The 16,911-nt window shown below is 68.7% G+C and carries 17 protein-coding genes; 10 read left to right on the top strand and 7 right to left on the bottom strand.

Annotated features, from left to right (window positions below; translation table 11 throughout):
• Nucleotides 1-253: 253 nt before the first annotated feature.
• Nucleotides 254-832, bottom strand: coding sequence for a TetR/AcrR family transcriptional regulator (locus tag OG878_RS41225; protein ID WP_328891834.1), 579 nt, complete (start codon nucleotides 830-832; stop codon nucleotides 254-256).
• A 51-nt stretch (nucleotides 833-883) separates the two neighbouring features.
• Here OG878_RS41225 and OG878_RS41220 point away from each other — a divergent pair, with 51 nt between their 5' ends.
• The gene (locus OG878_RS41220; RefSeq protein WP_328891833.1) at nucleotides 884-1,375 is read left to right on the top strand and encodes a GNAT family N-acetyltransferase; all 492 of its coding nucleotides are present in this window, start codon (nucleotides 884-886) and stop codon (nucleotides 1,373-1,375) included.
• 268 nt (nucleotides 1,376-1,643) lie between these two features.
• Here OG878_RS41220 and OG878_RS41215 read toward each other — a convergent pair whose 3' ends face one another.
• Nucleotides 1,644-1,946, bottom strand: a complete 303-nt coding sequence (locus OG878_RS41215) for a hypothetical protein (RefSeq protein ID WP_328891832.1) — start codon at nucleotides 1,944-1,946, stop codon at nucleotides 1,644-1,646.
• 667 nt (nucleotides 1,947-2,613) lie between these two features.
• On the opposite strand from OG878_RS41215, the gene OG878_RS41210 reads away from it, so the two are divergent.
• The 3 genes from OG878_RS41210 to OG878_RS41200 all read left to right on the top strand — a co-directional run bounded on the left by OG878_RS41210 (nucleotide 2,614) and on the right by OG878_RS41200 (nucleotide 4,959).
• Nucleotides 2,614-3,711, top strand: a complete 1,098-nt coding sequence (locus tag OG878_RS41210; RefSeq protein WP_328891983.1) for a protein kinase family protein — start codon at nucleotides 2,614-2,616, stop codon at nucleotides 3,709-3,711.
• Nucleotides 3,712-3,906: 195 nt separating this feature from the next.
• Complete coding sequence (locus tag OG878_RS41205) at nucleotides 3,907-4,137, top strand: helix-turn-helix domain-containing protein (protein WP_328891831.1); 231 nt, start codon at nucleotides 3,907-3,909, stop codon at nucleotides 4,135-4,137.
• A gap of 12 nt (nucleotides 4,138-4,149) precedes the next feature.
• Entirely contained in the window at nucleotides 4,150-4,959 is an 810-nt protein-coding gene (locus tag OG878_RS41200; protein WP_328891982.1) for an IS630 family transposase, read from the top strand.
• Between the two features lie 32 nt (nucleotides 4,960-4,991).
• Here the strand turns inward: OG878_RS41200 and OG878_RS41195 are convergent, their stop codons facing one another.
• Together OG878_RS41195 and OG878_RS41190 are read right to left on the bottom strand one after the other, a co-directional pair.
• Nucleotides 4,992-6,263 carry an MFS transporter gene (locus tag OG878_RS41195; protein WP_328891830.1) on the bottom strand — a complete coding sequence of 424 codons (1,272 nt, stop codon included), beginning with the start codon at nucleotides 6,261-6,263 and terminating at the stop codon, nucleotides 4,992-4,994.
• Complete coding sequence (locus OG878_RS41190; RefSeq protein ID WP_328891829.1) at nucleotides 6,260-8,185, bottom strand: WD40 repeat domain-containing protein; 1,926 nt, start codon at nucleotides 8,183-8,185, stop codon at nucleotides 6,260-6,262. Before OG878_RS41190 ends, OG878_RS41195 begins: the two co-directional genes overlap by 4 nt.
• Nucleotides 8,186-8,815: 630 nt before the next feature.
• Between OG878_RS41190 and metK the strand changes: the two genes are divergently transcribed.
• The 3 genes from metK (at nucleotide 8,816) to ahcY (ending at nucleotide 12,540) form a co-directional block, all read left to right on the top strand.
• Complete coding sequence (gene metK, locus OG878_RS41185; RefSeq protein WP_328891828.1) at nucleotides 8,816-10,027, top strand: methionine adenosyltransferase; 1,212 nt, start codon at nucleotides 8,816-8,818, stop codon at nucleotides 10,025-10,027.
• Nucleotides 10,028-10,096: 69 nt separating this feature from the next.
• Nucleotides 10,097-11,080, top strand: a complete 984-nt coding sequence (locus tag OG878_RS41180) for a carbohydrate kinase family protein (RefSeq protein ID WP_328891827.1) — start codon at nucleotides 10,097-10,099, stop codon at nucleotides 11,078-11,080.
• A gap of 50 nt (nucleotides 11,081-11,130) precedes the next feature.
• Complete coding sequence (ahcY, locus tag OG878_RS41175; RefSeq protein ID WP_328891826.1) at nucleotides 11,131-12,540, top strand: adenosylhomocysteinase; 1,410 nt, start codon at nucleotides 11,131-11,133, stop codon at nucleotides 12,538-12,540.
• 22 nt (nucleotides 12,541-12,562) lie between these two features.
• Here the strand turns inward: ahcY and OG878_RS41170 are convergent, their stop codons facing one another.
• From OG878_RS41170 to OG878_RS41160, 3 genes are read right to left on the bottom strand one after another with little or no spacing between them, the layout of a single operon-like run.
• Complete coding sequence (locus tag OG878_RS41170) at nucleotides 12,563-13,339, bottom strand: futalosine hydrolase (RefSeq protein ID WP_328891825.1); 777 nt, start codon at nucleotides 13,337-13,339, stop codon at nucleotides 12,563-12,565.
• Between the two features lie 11 nt (nucleotides 13,340-13,350).
• Nucleotides 13,351-13,836 (bottom strand): hypothetical protein, encoded by a 486-nt coding sequence (locus OG878_RS41165; RefSeq protein ID WP_328891824.1) that lies wholly within the window; start codon nucleotides 13,834-13,836, stop codon nucleotides 13,351-13,353.
• Nucleotides 13,837-13,839: 3 nt separating this feature from the next.
• Nucleotides 13,840-14,259, bottom strand: coding sequence for a DUF6069 family protein (locus OG878_RS41160; RefSeq protein WP_328891823.1), 420 nt, complete (start codon nucleotides 14,257-14,259; stop codon nucleotides 13,840-13,842).
• Between the two features lie 226 nt (nucleotides 14,260-14,485).
• Between OG878_RS41160 and mqnE the strand changes: the two genes are divergently transcribed.
• From mqnE to OG878_RS41145, 3 genes are read left to right on the top strand one after another with little or no spacing between them, the layout of a single operon-like run.
• Nucleotides 14,486-15,652, top strand: a complete 1,167-nt coding sequence (gene mqnE / locus OG878_RS41155; protein ID WP_328891822.1) for an aminofutalosine synthase MqnE — start codon at nucleotides 14,486-14,488, stop codon at nucleotides 15,650-15,652.
• Nucleotides 15,653-15,693: 41 nt separating this feature from the next.
• Complete coding sequence (locus OG878_RS41150; RefSeq protein ID WP_328891821.1) at nucleotides 15,694-16,002, top strand: ferredoxin; 309 nt, start codon at nucleotides 15,694-15,696, stop codon at nucleotides 16,000-16,002.
• Nucleotides 16,002-16,907: a menaquinone biosynthetic enzyme MqnA/MqnD family protein gene (locus OG878_RS41145; RefSeq protein WP_328891820.1), complete on the top strand. Its 906-nt coding sequence runs from the start codon at nucleotides 16,002-16,004 to the stop codon at nucleotides 16,905-16,907. The genes OG878_RS41150 and OG878_RS41145 overlap by 1 nt, the downstream gene beginning before the upstream one ends.
• The last annotated feature ends 4 nt before the right edge of the window (nucleotides 16,908-16,911 follow it).

Raw genomic sequence — 16,911 nt, 5'->3', positions numbered from 1 at the left:
TCGACGTACGCGTGATCGGGGCACCCTGCTCTGAGCCGCACCGCGTACGAGGATCGCACCCTCCTCGGTCATCGCCGAGTTTGTGAACCCCGCACCCGTGTTCGCGTGCACGCCGACACCCAAGGCCGGTCAGGCTGTCGCTAACGGGGCCGTTGCGCTTCATGACGGTGAGCAGGACGCTGATCCACTCGTCCATGTGTCCGGCGTCGTCCCGCTCACTCAAGCGGAGTCCGGATTGCTGCCCTAGCGGTCGTCATCCCAGCAGGGCCAGCTGAAGGTGTACTGCCGCGGTGGTGCGGGTGGTTGCGCCGGTGGCGAGCAGGTCCAGCAGCGCTCCCCGCAGAACAGCGAGCACGAGGGTGCGCTGCGCGAGCGCGGCTTCGGTGTCGCGCTCCGCGGCGGGCTGGGCGCCGGCGAGGAGCGCCAGCCAGTCGCCAACCGTGTCGAGGGCGAATCCGGCCCACGGTCCGTCCGGTTCGATGAGGGAACGGGCGTAGCTCTCGACCCACAGTGTCAGCAGCCCACGGTGGGCGTCGTCGGACAGCCATTGCCACAGTTCGCGTGCGGTCGACTGCAGCCCGCCGGATGTGTTGCGCGTGCCGGCGATCTGCTGGACGAGTGCGAGTTCGTCGGCCCTGGCTCGTGCGAGCAGGGCGCGGATCAGGCCGTCCTTGCTGCCGAACAGATAGAGCAGCACGCGTGGGCTGGACTGGATCGCCTCGGCGAGAGGGCGCAGGGAGAGCTCACTGAGGCCGCCGCGCAGGGCGTAGGCATAGGCGGCTTCCAGCAGTTCCTGGCGACGCGGGGACGGGTTTTGTTGGGAGGGGGCCACCGGGCTAGTCTACTGAAACAGTCGTTTCAGTGCTGCGGGAGTGATGGTGTGATGGCGGAGCGTGAGGTGGTTGTCCGTTCGCTGGGTCGGCCCGGTGACCTGGGCTGGGTGGTGATGGCGCACGGCGATTTCTACGACCGGGAGTTCGGCTGGGACACGAGCTTCGAAGCGCTTGTCGCCCGGATCGTCGCCGACTACGCCGACGAGAAAGAACCCGGGCGGCAGGCGGCGTGGATCGCGGAGGTCGACGGGGTGCGGGCGGGCTGTGTCTTCTGCGTACGTGCCGACGACCGGACCGCGAAACTGCGGCTGCTGCTCGTCGATCCGGCGACGCGCGGCCTCGGCCTGGGCGCCCGCCTGGTCGAAGAGTGTCTGCGGTTCGCGCGGGAGGCCGGGTACGAGGCGATCACCCTGTGGACCAATGACGTCCTCGGCTCGGCCCGGCGCATCTATCAGAAGCAGGGCTTCGAGCTCGTTGCCGAGGAGGCTCATCACAGCTTCGGACACGACCTCGTCGCCCAGACCTGGCAGCGCCGCCTGTAGCGGCGCCCGACCGTTCGCCATTTCGAAGCGTCCGGCGTGGGAGGCATGCGAGAGAGTCGAGGCCGACAGAGGTGCGGCTGAGGTGGCCTAGCTCGGACGTATTTTCCGCCACCTGCGACGGCGGTCGAGATCCCCGAACCAGGAGGAACGAGCATCCGCGGCGGCAGCCCGGACCGAGGGGGCCTGTGCGACACGGTTCGGCCTCGAGGACTTCACTGCCGTTGCCGCCGGGCCGGCCGGTGGCAACGGGGACCGATCGGTCGCCTTGTCAGTGGTCGTCCCAGTGGCCCTCGTGGGCGGCGTGCCGGTGCCCGTCGTGAACGTAGTCGGTGTGGTCGCCGTGCGGGACGGCGACGTGGCCGCACCCGGCACCGTGCTGGTGGGCGTGACCCTCATGGGCCGTGTGTGCGTCGGTGCTGCACTCGTCGACGTGGCTCCCGTGAGCGCGGTGGATGTGCCCGTCGTGGGCGTAGTCGGTGTGGTCGCCGTGCGCGAAGGCGACGTGGCCGCAACCCTCGCCATGGACGTGCTCGTGGGTGTCATGAGGGTGGTGCGACGTTGCGGTGGTCATTGGGGCTCCTCCTCGGCGCTGTCGCGCGCGGGCCGGCAGATTGCGCTCCGGCGGCGACCCTAACGCCTACCGAATTCTGGTGGTATGTCCGACACGTTCCATCCTTCCGGACAGTGCGCGCCGCGATCATCGTGCCGCCGCCCCGCCAGGCCGATCCCATGCGTCACAACGCAGCGCGCGGTCGTGTTCGCAGTTGGCGTCGGGTGTGCACGTGGTTCGGACCGGGCATGGAGCAGGGGTTGTGAGCTGCTGTCGGTTTCATGCGATCAGGTCCCAGGCATCCGTCGTTTCCATCGATGACGCGAGCACCCGGCCGGCCGCTGCGCAGCGCGTGTCCGCTGTGCTTAGTGGTCGGCTCCGGAAGTCCTTCGGGGGTTGACCCCTGGGCCTGGAGGGTGTGTTCGCGGTCCGGGCGTTGAAGACGGTGCGGATGGAGCTCGACCACGGCGAGACAGACCAGATCCGAGCCGCTGAGCAGTGGCGGTCTGCCGGGGCATCGTGTTCGCCCGATCTTGTTGTCGATCTCCACGTACAGTGCGGCCAAAGGGTGTTCGGATCCGTGTTCACAAACGGGTCCTGGATGCCCTCCGCCCGTGCCAGGGGGCGAACCGCAGGGGTGTGCGCGCCCTTTGGACGGGCCCAGTATTTCAGAGAGGTTGGTGCCCTGGTGGAGGTAGCCGTCGAGAGCTCCGACGCGTCGCGTGGTGCGCGTTTGGCGGCCTACAGTGCCGTCTCCACATCGCTGGCGCTGTGCAGTGATCGCGAACTGCGCGACCTTGTGGATACGGCTGCGCCGATGGGTTCTGGCATCGGCGGGACCTCAGCATTGCTGGAGGTCGGCGGAACCCCAGTCTTCGTCAAGCGGATACCGCTGACCGATCTGGAAAGGCAGCCGGAGAACGTCCAATCCACGGCGAACCTCTTCGGGCTACCGACCTTCTGCCATCCCGGCCTCGGGGTTCCCGGAAGCCCGGGATGGGGGGCCTGGCGGGAGTTGGCCGTGCACACCATGACGACGAACTGGGTGCTCGCACAGGACCATGAGGGCTTTCCACTGATGTACCACTGGCGGGTGCTGCCGCACCCCGGGCAGGCGCTGCCCGAGCAACTGGCCGACGTGGAGAAAGCTGTCGCCTACTGGGGAGGCGGACCGCAAGTGCGCCACCGGATCGAGGCGCTGCGGGACTCCTCGGCGAGCGTCGCACTGTTCCTGGAGTACATCCCGCAGAACCTGCACGACTGGCTGGACATTCAGGTCAATGCCGACGATGAGACGGCCGAGCAGGCATGCACCATGGTGGCGAAGGAACTTGAGGCCGGAACCTCTTTCATGAACGCCCGCGGGCTCCTGCATTTCGATGGCCACTTCCAGAACATCCTCACCGACGGCAAGCGTCTGTTCTTCACGGACTACGGCCTCGCGATCTCCTCCCGGTTCGACCTGTCGAAGGAGGAGGCCGACTTCTTCGCCGAACACCAGACCTACGACCGCTGCTACACCGTCACCCACCTGGTGCAGTGGCTCGCCACCGCCCTGTACGGGTACGAGCGGGACGAGCGCACCGCCTTCGTGCGCGCCTGCGCCCGAGGGGAACCTCCGACGGGAATCCCGTCGCAGATCGCGGCGATCCTCACCCGCCACGCCCCGATCGCCGCAGTGATGACGGACTACTACCGCGAGTTCCGCTTTGAGAGCAGGCAGACCCCGTATCCCCTGGAGGCGATCCGCCGGATCGGCGGGCCGGACAGCTTGTTCATCATCTGATGGCCCTGGGCGGCCAACAGCCGGGCTGGATGCGGGCGGCTCCGGGTGCCCTGATCCGCTTCTGCTGAACGGCCTGCCTGCCTTGCCCGTAGCCATCGCGCGCCCAATCGTCCTGACCGCCGCCGAACGGCACCGGCTCAAGAAAGCGGCCTACGGCCACAGGACCCGCACCGTGACCGCCTGCGGGCGCAGATCGTGCTGCAGGCTGCCCGGGGGCGGGGCAACGCAGCGATCGCCCGCGAAACGGGAGCGCACCTGGACACCGTGCGCACCTGGCGGGTCCGCTTCGCCGACGGCGGCCTGGCTGCCCTGGCCGACCGCAGGCGCTGCGGCCGTCCACGACGCTTCACACCGGTGCAGGTCGCCGAGGTCAAGGCCCTGGCCTGCCAACTGCCCGCCGAGACCGGCACCCCGCTGTCGCGCTGATCGTGCCCGGAACTGGCACGTGAGGTCGTCGTCCGCCGTATCGCCGGCTCGATCTCCGCCTCCACCGTCCGCCGCTGGCTGCGCGAGGACACACTCAAGCCCTGGCAGTACCGGTCCTGGATCTTCATCCGCGATCCGAAGTTCCGGCCCAAGGCCGCCCGCATCATGGACCTGTATGCCGGCGCCTTCGAGGGCGTCCCGCTGGGCGCGGACGAGTACGTGGTCTCCAGCGACGAGAAGACCTCGATCCAGGCCCGCTGCCGCTGCCACCCCACCCTCGCCCCCGGACAGGCCCGGGCCATGCGGGTCAACCACGAGCACCGACGCGGCGGCGCCCTGGCCTACCTCGCCGCCTACGACGTCCACCACGCCCGCGTCCTCGGGCGCTGCGAGCCCACCACCGGCATCGTGCCCTTCATGAACCTGGTCACCCAGGTCATGACCAGCGAGCCCTACGCCGGCGCGAAACGTGTCTTCTGGATCGTCGACAACGGCTCCTCCCACCGCGGCAAGGCCGCCATCGACCGCCTGGCCAAGGCGCTTCCCGACGCCGTCATGGTCCACACCCCGGTCCACGCCTCCTGGACCAACCAAATAGAGATCTTCTTCTCCGTCGTCCAACGCAGAGTCGTGGCACCCAACGGCTTCACGGACCTCGGCCAGATCCGGGACCGGCTCCGAGCCTTCGAAGACCGCTACAACGCCACAGCACGGCTGTTCCAGTGGAAGTTCACCACCTCCGACCTGGACGATCTGCTGACCCGGCTCGACCGACACACACTCGACCGACAGGAAGAATCCTCCGCCGCACCAGCAACATGATCAACCCCCGAAGGACTTCGGGCTCCGAGCACTTAGCCGGCGGCGGCGGCGGGGGCCGGGCCGGTGGCGTCCGCGTCGCTCCAGTGGGGCCAGAAGCGGAGCAGGCAGAGCAGTGACAGGCCGGCGGCCAGCCCGAGGAACACCAGGACGGCGATGGCGCCCCACGCTTCCTGCACCACGGGGATCAGGAGGGGGGCGACCAGGATCGGCAGGCCGCTCATGAGGTTGAACAGGCCCTCGGCCCGGCCGACGACGTCGGGCGGCATGTACTTGACGACGATCATCGCGGTGACGGCCGTCATGGCGGACCGCATGGTGAAGAACGCCACCATGCAGGCTATGAAGACCAGGGTGGAGGGAAGCGCCATGGCGAACAGGGCCCCCGTCATGACGGTCGCCGAGAGTGCCAGGACGATCCGGGGGCGCGTGCGGGCCCGGGCCGCGATGTAGACGCTCCCGGCGAGTGCGCCGACGTTGGCGACGGCCTGGGCGGTGCTGACGCTGCCGGCAGACAGGTGCGAGTGGTCGCGCAGGTACCAGACCATGAACGACAGGACGCCCACCCCGCCGGCGAAGTGCAGCGGCAGTGAGGTCAGTTGCACGTACAGCACGCGCTTCTCGGCACGCAAGACCTGCCAGCCGTCGAGGATGTCGCGGACCAGGGCCGGCCGTCGGCCCGGCTCGCGGTCGCCCTGCCGTTGCACCCTGGCCGGCGGGTGGATGCCCAGCAGCCAGACGGCGATCGGTGCGAGGAAGGTGGCGGCGTTGAACCACAGCAGCCCCAGATATCCGACGAGGCCGACCCCGACGGCGACCAGCAGCGGACCGACGATGTTGGACGTGACGAAGAGACTGCTGAGGACCGCCCGGGACCGGGCGGCGTTACGCGGGAACATCGTCGCGACGCCGGTGATCCACCCCGTCCGGTACATCTCGCCGCCCAGTTGCACCAAGGCGCCAAGGCAGAACAGCGCGGTGGTGGAGGACCGCCCGGCCAGCACGGTGAGGTTGAGCGCCGCCGCCCCCGCGAGCTGGACCAGCAGCCCGGGGACGATGAAGACGCGTGGTCCCCAGCGGTCCACGACCGCCCCGAGCCACGGGCTGAGCAGCATCATCAGCGGGGCCAGGGCGGCGAGGAGCGACATGGTCGTCAGCGAGCCGGTGAGCTCGTAGACGAACAGCGGCAGACCTACCTTGTAGGCCGCCTCGCCCAGGTTGTTGACGAAGTTGCCGGCGGCGAAGACGACGAAGCGGCGGTCGCGCCAGGGGGCGGTGGGGGGATTCTCGACTGTCTGCCGGCTCATCCGAACGTTGTCCCGGTCTGCGTCTCGGCCTGCCGTGGGGCGTCGTAGCTGAGGGTGAAGCGGGCGGGCCTGCGCGGCAGCCAGCGGTCCTCCAGCTTGGCGAAGGTGCCGTCCTCCGCGGGTTTGTCCATGCGGTACAGGGAGAGCAGGCCGGTGCGGCAGCCGACGAGCAGATGGGGCCGGCCGTCGCTGTCGCGTACGATGCTCAGCGCCTTGGGATAGTCCGGCAGGTCCTCCATGAAGCCGACGAACTCGTCGTCCTCGTAGGTGTAGGCGGCCACCTGCATACCGTAGGAACCGGCGCACACCAGGCCGTCGCTTATGGTGGCGTTCTCAGCCGTGTTGGACAGCAGGTCCCCCCAGTGGCGGGTGACGCCCCGGCCCACGGCGATCTCTTTCAGGCCGCCGTCGCCGACGACGTAGAGGAAGCCGTCCTGCGCCCAGATGCGCTTGGGGTACTCGCCCTGGTCCAGGCGCCACTGCGGCTTCTCGGTGTCCTCGCCGAAGACGGCGATGACGCCGTTGCGGGTGGCCAGGACGCGCTCGCCGCCGGGAAGGTACGCGGCGGCCCACACGGGCAGTCCGTCCACGCCGAGTGTGGTCAGCACCTCGCCGGTGGTGGTGTCGAGTTCCACGGCGCCCGCGTTGCTCGCGACCAGGGCGCGTGCGCCGTCGGGTGAGGCGGCGACGGTGTGCAGCAGTGCCTCGGGCAGCTGCCGGTTCCACACGACTTCGCCGCTGCGCCGGGCGCGCAGGACGTGCCGGTCGCGGGTGACGGCCAGCCAGCCGCCGTCGACGGGTGTGACGCGGCGGGTGAAGCCGAGTCCGGTCTCGTGGTCCTCCGTGATGTGCAGCGTCGGTCCACTCGCCGTCTGGTGCACCTCGGCGACGGCGACGCCGGAGTCCGTGGCGCAGTACAGGACGGCCGGGTCCTCCCGGGAGGGCTGGATGTCCCAGACGGCCTGCCGCCGGAAGCCCATCGCCCGGACGAAGGTGCCGTCCGCGGTGAGCCGGGTGATCTCGCCGTCCTGGCACAGGACGAACACATCGCCGGAAGAGCTCACCGTGATGTCGCTGAGCTGGTGGGAGAAACCGCTGACCACGCGCTGTACCCGCAGCTCGGGGGTGCTGTTGTCGAAAACGTGCAGTTCGCTGTCGAATCCGCCGGAATAGGCCCTGCTGAAATCAGGGGAGAATACAACGAATTCGACATCGTCGCGGGCGAAAAGATATTCGCTCTGCTTCTCGCCGTCGAGCGAGACGACGACAATGCCGTTGGCGATGTCGGCATTCTCGCCCTCGCCGAAGTCCTGGGTGCACCAGAATCGATCGTGGCGGCCGTCGTAGCGGACCCGGTGGATATTTCCGTCGTCGAGCTTGACATGGTCGGGGAATTCCAGGTCGGCGAAACTGCCGAACCGGAGATTTCCTTCCTTGTCGGACACGGCATGCCGCGTGGAATGCTCGGTGCAGGCCCATTCCATCGGGCTGCCTTCGCAGATGTTGGGGCGGATTTCCAGCACGTCGAAGGTGTGCAGGTCGAGGACGAGCATCTGGAGGTGGTAGCCGCTGGTGACGAAGACCCGGCCGTCCCACACGCCGATCCCCCGGGAGCTCACCGGGGACGGCTCCTCGCCCTCGATCAGCCCCGACGGGTCGCACACGGTCGCCGGGTCGAGACGGTTGACCAGGTCGAGTGTGTCGAGCGACCAACGCAGCACGGCCCCCATGCGGTCCTTGCCGATGACCCAGCCGTCGGCGACGGCGAGCCCGTACAACGGCCGCCCCTCACACACCCGGGGCGACGAACGGACCACGTTGAACTCGTCGTCCAGCAGGTGTACGCGGCCGAAGGAGTCCGAGACGAGAAGCCCCTCGCCCTCGACGTAGAGAATACGTATGGCGCGGTCTGTCAGCTTCACGGCGGCTTTCCACATTCCTTGTGTGAGATTTCCTGCCGGATCAACAGCCCGGTCGACTGCAATGAATCGCAGTCGACCGGACTCTGTGGTTCGCGGGCTATCAGCCACTAAGTGATCGGTGAATCACTTGTTGTTGCGCACGTTGCGACGGATCGGCTTCTTCATGGGAAAGCACCTCCCTTCAGGATTTCCGACAGTAGAGTTACGACACCAATCAAAGGAACCCTCGCTCCGGAGTGGCAAGGGCCCGCGGTGTGATCTGCGTCATCGCCTACAATTCGCCAACTCATGTTTAACGGAGCCGAGTTGGCGCAGCCCCCCGGATGCAGAGTGTAGGAGGTGCTGTCCGGTCTCCTGCCGTACCGGTGCCGGGACGGCCGCGGCAGGGCGACCGGCTGGTGCCGAACGGGATCGTCCGGAAGCTCCGGACCGGTCCGGTCCGGTGAATCCCTGGGCCGGATCGAGCGCACTTCGAACCATTCTCGAGTGCTTCGGACGACGGTGAGAGGCGCGATCGCCGTGGGCACCTTCTGGTGACCGGCGGCTGCTCCAGTACTCCAAGCCGCCGCGGAACGTGCGGGATGAGCCCATGCACGCCAACCGTCCGACCACGCACCTTTCTGGAGAGCCATGTCCCGTCGCCTGTTCACCTCGGAGTCCGTGACCGAGGGCCACCCCGACAAGATCGCTGACCAGATCAGTGACGCGATCCTCGACGAACTGCTGAGACAGGATCCGTCCTCGCGCGTCGCCGTCGAGACCCTGATCACCACGGGCCAGGTCCACGTCGCGGGGGAGGTGACGACCCGCGCCTACGCCGATGTCCCCACCCTCGTGCGCGAGAAGATCCTCGAGATCGGCTACGACTCCTCCGCCAAGGGTTTCGACGGCGCCTCGTGCGGCGTCTCGGTGTCCATCGGGGCCCAGTCCCCGGACATCGCGCAGGGCGTCGACACCGCGTACGAGAGGAGGGTCGAAGGCGAGGAGCACGACGAGCTCGACCAGCAGGGCGCGGGTGACCAGGGCCTGATGTTCGGGTACGCCACCGACGAGACGCCGAACCTGATGCCCCTGCCGATCGAGCTGGCCCACCGCCTGTCGCGCCGGCTCACCGAGGTGCGCAAGGACGGCACCGTCCCCTATCTGCGCCCCGATGGCAAGACGCAGGTCACCATCGAGTACGAGGGCAGCCGACCGGTCCGCCTGGACACCGTCGTCGTCTCCTCGCAGCACGCTTCCGGAATCGACCTGGACGAGCTGCTCGTGCCCGACATCCGCCGCCACGTCGTGGAGCCCGTCCTCGCTCAACTTGCCGAGGACGACATCAAGCTGGAGACCGACGAGTACCGGCTCCTGGTGAACCCGACCGGTCGTTTCGAGATCGGTGGCCCGATGGGTGACGCCGGCCTCACGGGGCGCAAGATCATCATTGACACATACGGCGGCTACGCCCGCCACGGCGGCGGCGCCTTCTCGGGCAAGGACCCGTCCAAGGTGGACCGCAGCGCCGCCTACGCGATGCGCTGGGTCGCCAAGAACGTCGTCGCCGCCGGGCTCGCCGCCCGCTGCGAGGTCCAGGTCGCCTACGCGATCGGCAAGGCCGAGCCGGTCGGCCTGTTCGTCGAGACCTTCGGTACGGGCACGGTGGCCCAGGAACAGATCGAGAAGGCTGTCTCTGAGGTCTTCGACCTGCGTCCGGCCGCAATCATCCGTGACCTCGACCTGCTCCGCCCGATCTACTCCCAGACCGCCGCGTACGGCCACTTCGGGCGGGAACTGCCGGACTTCTCCTGGGAACGTACCGACCGGGCCGACGCGCTCAATGCCGCTGCCGGAGTCTGACCGGCCGCTCAGGAAACGTCTTCGCCGCGGCCCGAGTCCGGGCCGCCCGACAGGAGTTCAGGAGTTCATGTGCGTATCGCGGTGACAGGCTCCATCGCCACGGACCATCTCATGGTCTTCCCCGGCCGGTTCGCGGACCAGCTGATCCCCGACCAGCTCGCCCATGTCTCGCTCTCCTTCCTGGTCGACGCGCTCGAAGTACGCCGGGGCGGGGTCGCGGCCAACATCGCCTTCGGTCTGGGCAGCCTCGGCCTCGACCCGCTGCTGGTCGGGGCCGTGGGCACCGACTTCGCCGAGTACGAGGTCTGGCTCAAGCAGCACGGTGTCGACACCGGCGCCGTGCGGGTCTCCGCCGAGCGGCAGACCGCCCGCTTCATGTGCATCACCGACCAGGACGCCAACCAGATCGCCGCGTTCTACGCCGGTGCCATGCAGGAGGCCCGCGACATCGACCTGTGGCAGCTGGTCGGCGCCTGGGACCGCCCCGACCTGGTCCTCGTCTGTCCGAACGACCCGGCGGCGATGCTCCGGCACACCGCGGAGTGCCGCCAGCTCGGCCTTCCCTTCGCCGCCGACCCCTCCCAGCAGCTCGCTCGCCTCGACGGCGACGAGATACGGGAGCTGGTTTCCGGTGCCCAGTGGCTGCTCACGAACGAGTACGAGGCCGCCCTGTTGCTCGAACGCACCGGCTGGACCCGCGCGGAGGTGCTCGAACGCGTCGACACCTGGATCACCACCCTGGGCGGCGACGGCGCCCGGATCGACAGCAGGCACGAGCCGACGCGCACGGTCCCGGCCGTGCCCGACACGGACGTCACCGACCCGACCGGCGGTGGCGACGCCTTCCGCGCCGGCTTCTTCGCCGCCGTGAGCGCACGGCTGCCACTGGAGGCGGCGGCCCGGCTCGGCTGTGTGACCGCCGCGTCCGCCCTGGGCGCCGTCGGTTCCCAGGCATACAGCGCCGACCGCGACAGCCTGCTCGCCGCGGTCTCGCGCGCCTACGGCGCCGACGCCGTACAGGAGATCGCACCGGCGCTCAGCGGCATGCCGTGAGCGGTGACGCGGTACACACCAGACGATTCAGAACCCTAGGAGTAGCACGCATGCCCGCTCAGTCGAACGTCGCCTTCACCGACTTCAAGGTCGCGGATCTCTCCCTCGCCGAGTTCGGCCGCAAGGAGATCGCGCTGGCCGAGCACGAGATGCCCGGCCTGATGTCGATCCGCCGGGAGTTCGCCGCCGACCGTCCGCTGGCGGGCGCCCGGATCATGGGCTCGCTGCACATGACGGTGCAGACGGCCGTCCTCATCGAGACCCTGGTCTCCCTGGGCGCAGAAGTCCGCTGGGTCTCCTGCAACATCTTCTCCACCCAGGACCACGCCGCGGCGGCGATCGCCGCCGCGGGCATCCCGGTCTTCGCCTGGAAGGGCGAGTCGCTCGAGGAGTACTGGTGGTGCACGGAGCAGGCGCTGACCTGGCCCGGCCACACGGGTCCGAACATGATTCTCGACGACGGCGGTGACGCCACCCTCCTCGTCCACAAGGGCGTCGAGTATCAGAAGACGGGTGTGCTCCCCGCTGCCGAGAACGAGGAACTGGCCGTTGTTCGCGCCCTGTTGGAGAACAGCTCCCTGGACTGGTCCGCCCTCTCCTCGGAGATCCGTGGTGTCACGGAGGAGACCACGACGGGGGTGCACCGGCTGTACGAGATGCACCGCGACGGCACCCTCCTGTTCCCGGCGATCAACGTCAATGACGCCGTCACCAAGTCGAAGTTCGACAACAAGTACGGCTGCCGTCACTCCCTGATCGACGGCATCAACCGCGCCACCGATGTCCTGATCGGTGGCAAGACCGCCGTCGTCTGCGGCTACGGCGATGTGGGCAAGGGCTGCGCGGAGTCCCTGCGCGGCCAGGGCGCCCGGGTGATCATCACGGAGATCGACCCGATCTGCGCGCTGCAGGCGGCGATGGACGGCTACCAGGTCGCCACGCTCGACGACGTCGTCGCGCAGGCCGACATCTTCGTGACCACGACGGGCAACAAGGACATCATCATGGCTGCCGACATGGCCAAGATGAAGCACCAGGCGATCGTCGGGAACATCGGTCACTTCGACAACGAGATCGACATGGCCGGCCTCGCGAAGATCGACGGGATCGTCAAGGACGAGGTCAAGCCGCAGGTCCACACCTGGACGTTCCCCGACGGCAAGGTCATCATCGTGCTGTCCGAGGGCCGCCTGCTGAACCTGGGCAACGCCACCGGTCACCCGTCGTTCGTGATGTCCAACTCGTTCGCGGACCAGACCCTGGCCCAGATCGAGCTGTTCACCAAGCCCGAGGAGTACCCGACCGACGTCTACGTGCTGCCCAAGCACCTCGACGAGAAGGTCGCCCGCCTCCACCTCGCCGCGCTCGGCGTGAAGCTCACGACGCTCCGTCCCGAGCAGGCCGCGTACATCGGCGTCGAGGTCGAGGGTCCGTACAAGCCCGACCACTACCGCTACTGAGCACCGGCCCCACTCGCTCGGATCATCGCCGGGCCGGCAGATCCTCGAATACGGAGGTGAGCCGGCCGGAGGCGGCGGCGAGGGCGGCCAGTGCGTCGCCGATGCGCCACTGGGCCCGGTCGCGCGGGCCCACGGCGTTGGAGACGGCACGCAGTTCCACGACCGGGCAGCCGGCCACGGCAGCGGCCTCGGCAACGCCGAACCCCTCCATCGCCTCGGCGAGGGCACCCGGGTGACGGGCCCGCAGCGCGGTGGCGCGCGCGGCGGTGCCGGTCACGGTGGAGACGGTGAGCACTGCGCCCGTACGCGCCCGCGTCGCCTCGGCGATGCGGGCCACGAGCGCCGCATCCGGCCGGTGCACGACGGTGCCGAAGCCCAGCTCGGTGGCCGGCACGAAGCCGTCGGCCGTCTCGGCACCCAGTTCGGCCGCGACGAGTTCGCTCGCCACGACGAGCGAACCGAGCGGCGCCTCGGGCTGGAAGCCGCCACCGATCCCCGCGCTGACGACCAGGTCGTACCCGGCCCCCCCGAGCGTCGCGGCGGTCAGCGCCACCGCCGTCGCGGCGGCGGCAGCGGCGGGCCCCACACCGGCGGCCAGCAGGTCGACGCCGACGCCGCCCGCGGTCACCCGGTGCAGGGTGCGGGCGGCGAGCAGGACCGGTGTGGGCGGGCCGGAGCAGTCGCGGAAGGCGCTCGCCACCGCGTTCTGTTCCGCGGCGACCGCGGTGACGACGAGGACCCGTGGACCGGTGCCCTCGTCGTACCGGCGGCCGGTTCCGTCCGGCAGGGAGGCTCTCATCGCGCCACGGCTCAGTGCGGGCCGTGGCTGACAATGCCGGCGAAGGCCATCTTGAGGTACGTGTCGCCGCGGCGACGGGACAGCAGCGCGAACGAGCCGGCGAGCGCGATCAGTTCGAGCTGGTCCCAGTGGCCGTCGACCGAGATCTGCACGGACTTGCCGTCGGATCTGGCCAGGGAGAAGTCGATCAGGTCGGAGCCGCGGACGAGGGCCGCGTGATACCGGCCGCGGCGCGGCCGGGACGTACGCCACTCGACCGGCGCCCCGCTCCCCGGCACGAACGCCCCCTGCCCGTCCAGGCACAGGATCGCGTCCTCGCCGGCGGTGACTCGGGTCCGAAGCCGTCCGGTGGCCGCGATCGGCAGGGCACGGCCACCCATGGTGACCGTGCCGGTGCGCATGCCGCGGCCGAACTTCAGTGCGCCGGAGGGGGACCCGAGGCCGTCGACGACGTAGGTGTCACCCTGCTTGTGCACGCTCAGCGCGGTCTTCGCCATGCGTCAGTCCTTCCGCGCGGTGCGGGCGAATCCGGGAATGAGTACCAGGGCCACGACGAGGTGCATGCACAGCAGTGCGACCTTGGCCGAGCCGCCCTGGCCGCTGCCGGCCGGGCCGAGGAGGGACACCACGAACACGACCGACGCGATCACGGTCCACAGGGTGCGGGCGGACGACGACTTGCGGTCGAGCACCGCCACCACGCCCCAGGCGGCGAAGCCCACCAGAAGCGTCACGACGATGACCATCGGCAGCCCGATCTCCTGGATGTCTCCACCCGCGGCCTTCGCCTTGAGATCGATGTCGAGAGCGGAGTGCGTTATGAGCCAGACGATGACGGCCGCCGCGGTGGCGGCCAGGGGGTAGACGATCCGTCCGCGGGCTTGCTGCCGGGTGGGGGAGGCGGTCGCTGTATTCGACATGCGTCTTCATCCTTACGCCGATGCGCGTGTCTCGGTCCGGTGCCGAACCTTTGCGAAAGCTCACGGTACGGGCAATCGGTCACAGCGGTGGGGGAGCTGGATCGGATCTGTAGGGATTCTCTTAGCGGTGGTTCCGCCAGCATGGAGCTGCGCTGCCCGGGGCTGTTGTGTTCGCGGGGCCAGCAGACCGTTCTCATGCCGGACTTGACGCTGAGGAGACGCACGGGTGGACGCAGGATTCAAACGCGAGGTCGAGCAGAAGGTCGCCGCCGGCGAACGTCTCAGCCGGGAGGACGGCATCGCCCTGTACGAGTGCGACGACCTCGCCTGGCTCGGCGGGCTGGCGCACCAGGTGCGAACGCGAAAGAACGGCAACGTCGTTCACTTCAACATCAACCGCCACCTCAACATGACCAACGTGTGCACGGCCTCGTGCGCGTACTGCTCATTCCAGCGCAAGCCGGGTGAGATGGACGCGTACACCATGCGCATCGAGGAGGCCGTGAAGCTGGCCAAGGCGATGGAGTCCGATCAGCTCACCGAGCTGCACCTGGTCAACGGCCTGCACCCGACGCTGCCCTGGCGCTACTACCCGCGCTCGATCCGGGCGCTGAAGGAAGCGCTGCCGCCGACGGTCGCCGTCAAGGCCTTCACCGCCACCGAGATCCACCACTTCGAGAGCATCTCCGGGCTCCCGGCGAGCGAGATCCTCGACGAGCTGATCGACGCGGGCATGGAGTCGCTGACCGGTGGTGGCGCGGAGATCTTCGACTGGGAGATCCGGCAGCAGATCGTCGACCACAAAACCCACTGGGAGGACTGGTCGCGCATCCACCGTCTCGCCCACGAGAAGGGGATCAAGACTCCCTGCACGATGCTCTACGGGCACATCGAGGAGCCTCGGCACCGCGTCGACCATGTGCTGCGCCTGCGGGAACTGCAGGACGAGACGGGCGGGTTCCAGGTCTTCATCCCGCTGCGCTACCAGCACGACTTCCATGACTCGATGGACGGCAAGGAACGCAACCGGCTGATGTCCAAGACGAGGATGGCGACGCCGACGGAGTCCCTGAAGACCTTCGCGGTCTCGCGGCTGCTCTTCGACAACGTGCCGCACGTGAAGGTCTTCTGGGTGATGCACGGACTGCAGACCGCGGCGCTCGCGCTCAATCACGGCGCCGACGACATCGACGGCTCCGTCGTCGAGTACAAGATCACGCATGACGCGGACAACTACGGAACCCCGGACAAGATGTCCCGCGAGGGCCTGCTCGACCTGATCCGCGACGCCGGGTTCCGGCCCGTGGAGCGCAACACGCTCTATCAGACCGTCCGTGAGTACGACGGCCCGGATCCGGAGATCCGGGAGACCCCTCAGCCCATGCGGGTCTGACTCATGACCATCATCACGACAAGTATCGGCAGGTGTGCACGATGACCGTACGGGACGAGGACCTCCGGGGCGATGCTCTCGAGGTCTGGATCGACCAGGACCTGTGCACGGGTGACGGGATCTGCTGCCAGTACGCGCCCGATGTCTTCGAGCTGGACATCGACGGGCTCGCCTACGTCAGGAGCGCGGACGGCGAACTGCTGCAGGATACGGGTGCCACGGTTCTCGTGCCCACCATTGCCCTGCGTGACGTCACCGACTCGGTGAAGGAATGCCCGGGGGAGTGCATCCATGTGCGCCGGGTCAGCGACGGCGTCGAGGTCCTCGGACCGGACTCGGCGGACGACTGATGACGTCGGCCACCGGCCACCGGCCGGTCCTGCGCGCGGCGTCGGCCGACATCGGCCGGCCGCGCGTCGGCCACATCGATTTCCTCAACTGTCTGCCGTTGTTCTGGGGGCTGGCCCGCACGGGCAGCCTGCTCGACCTCGATCTGCGCCGGGACTCGCCGGAGCGCCTCAGCGACGCCCTCGTCGCCGGTCAGCTGGACATCAGCCCGATCAGCGTCATGGAGTACCTGCGCCACGCCGACGACCTGGTGATCCTCCCCGACATCGCGGTCGGCGCGGACGGGCCGGTGATGTCCTGTCTGCTGCTCAGCAAGGTGCCGCTGGAGGAGCTCGACGGGGTCCCGCTGGCCTGCACCACCGCCAGCCGCACCACCGTGCGCCTGGCAGAACTGCTGCTCACCGAATCGGTCGGCGTAAGGCCGCAGTACTTCAGCTGCCCGCCGGACCTGCCCACCATGATGGCGGGCGCCCCGGCGGCCGTGGTGATCGGCGACGCGGCGCTGCGCGCCTCGCTCCTGCAGGCCGACACCTTCGGATTCCAGGTGTACGACCTGGCCGAGATGTGGCGGGAGTGGACCGGACTGCCGTTCGTCTTCGCGGTGTTCGCGGCCCGGCGCGAGTTCGTCGCCGATCACCCCGAGCTGGTCCGCGAGGTGCACGCCGGATTCCTGGCCTCGCGCGAACTCTTCCTCGACGAGATCGACGTGGTCTGCCACAAGGCCGCCCGCTGGGCGGAGTTCGAGGTCGAGACGCTGAAGCACTACTACCTGTCCGCGCTCGACTTCGGCCTGGGGGAACGGCAGCTCGCCGGGCTGCGCGAGTTCGCCCGCCGGGTCGGCGGAGTCGACGCCGGCTTCGCGACCGACCTGGGGATCCACCTGCTGGACACCGGGCGCACGCACTAGGCCT

This window comes from Streptomyces sp. NBC_00316, assembly GCF_036158715.1.
Taxonomy (GTDB): domain Bacteria; phylum Actinomycetota; class Actinomycetes; order Streptomycetales; family Streptomycetaceae; genus Streptomyces.
This window is presented reverse-complemented; position numbering and strand designations above follow the sequence as displayed.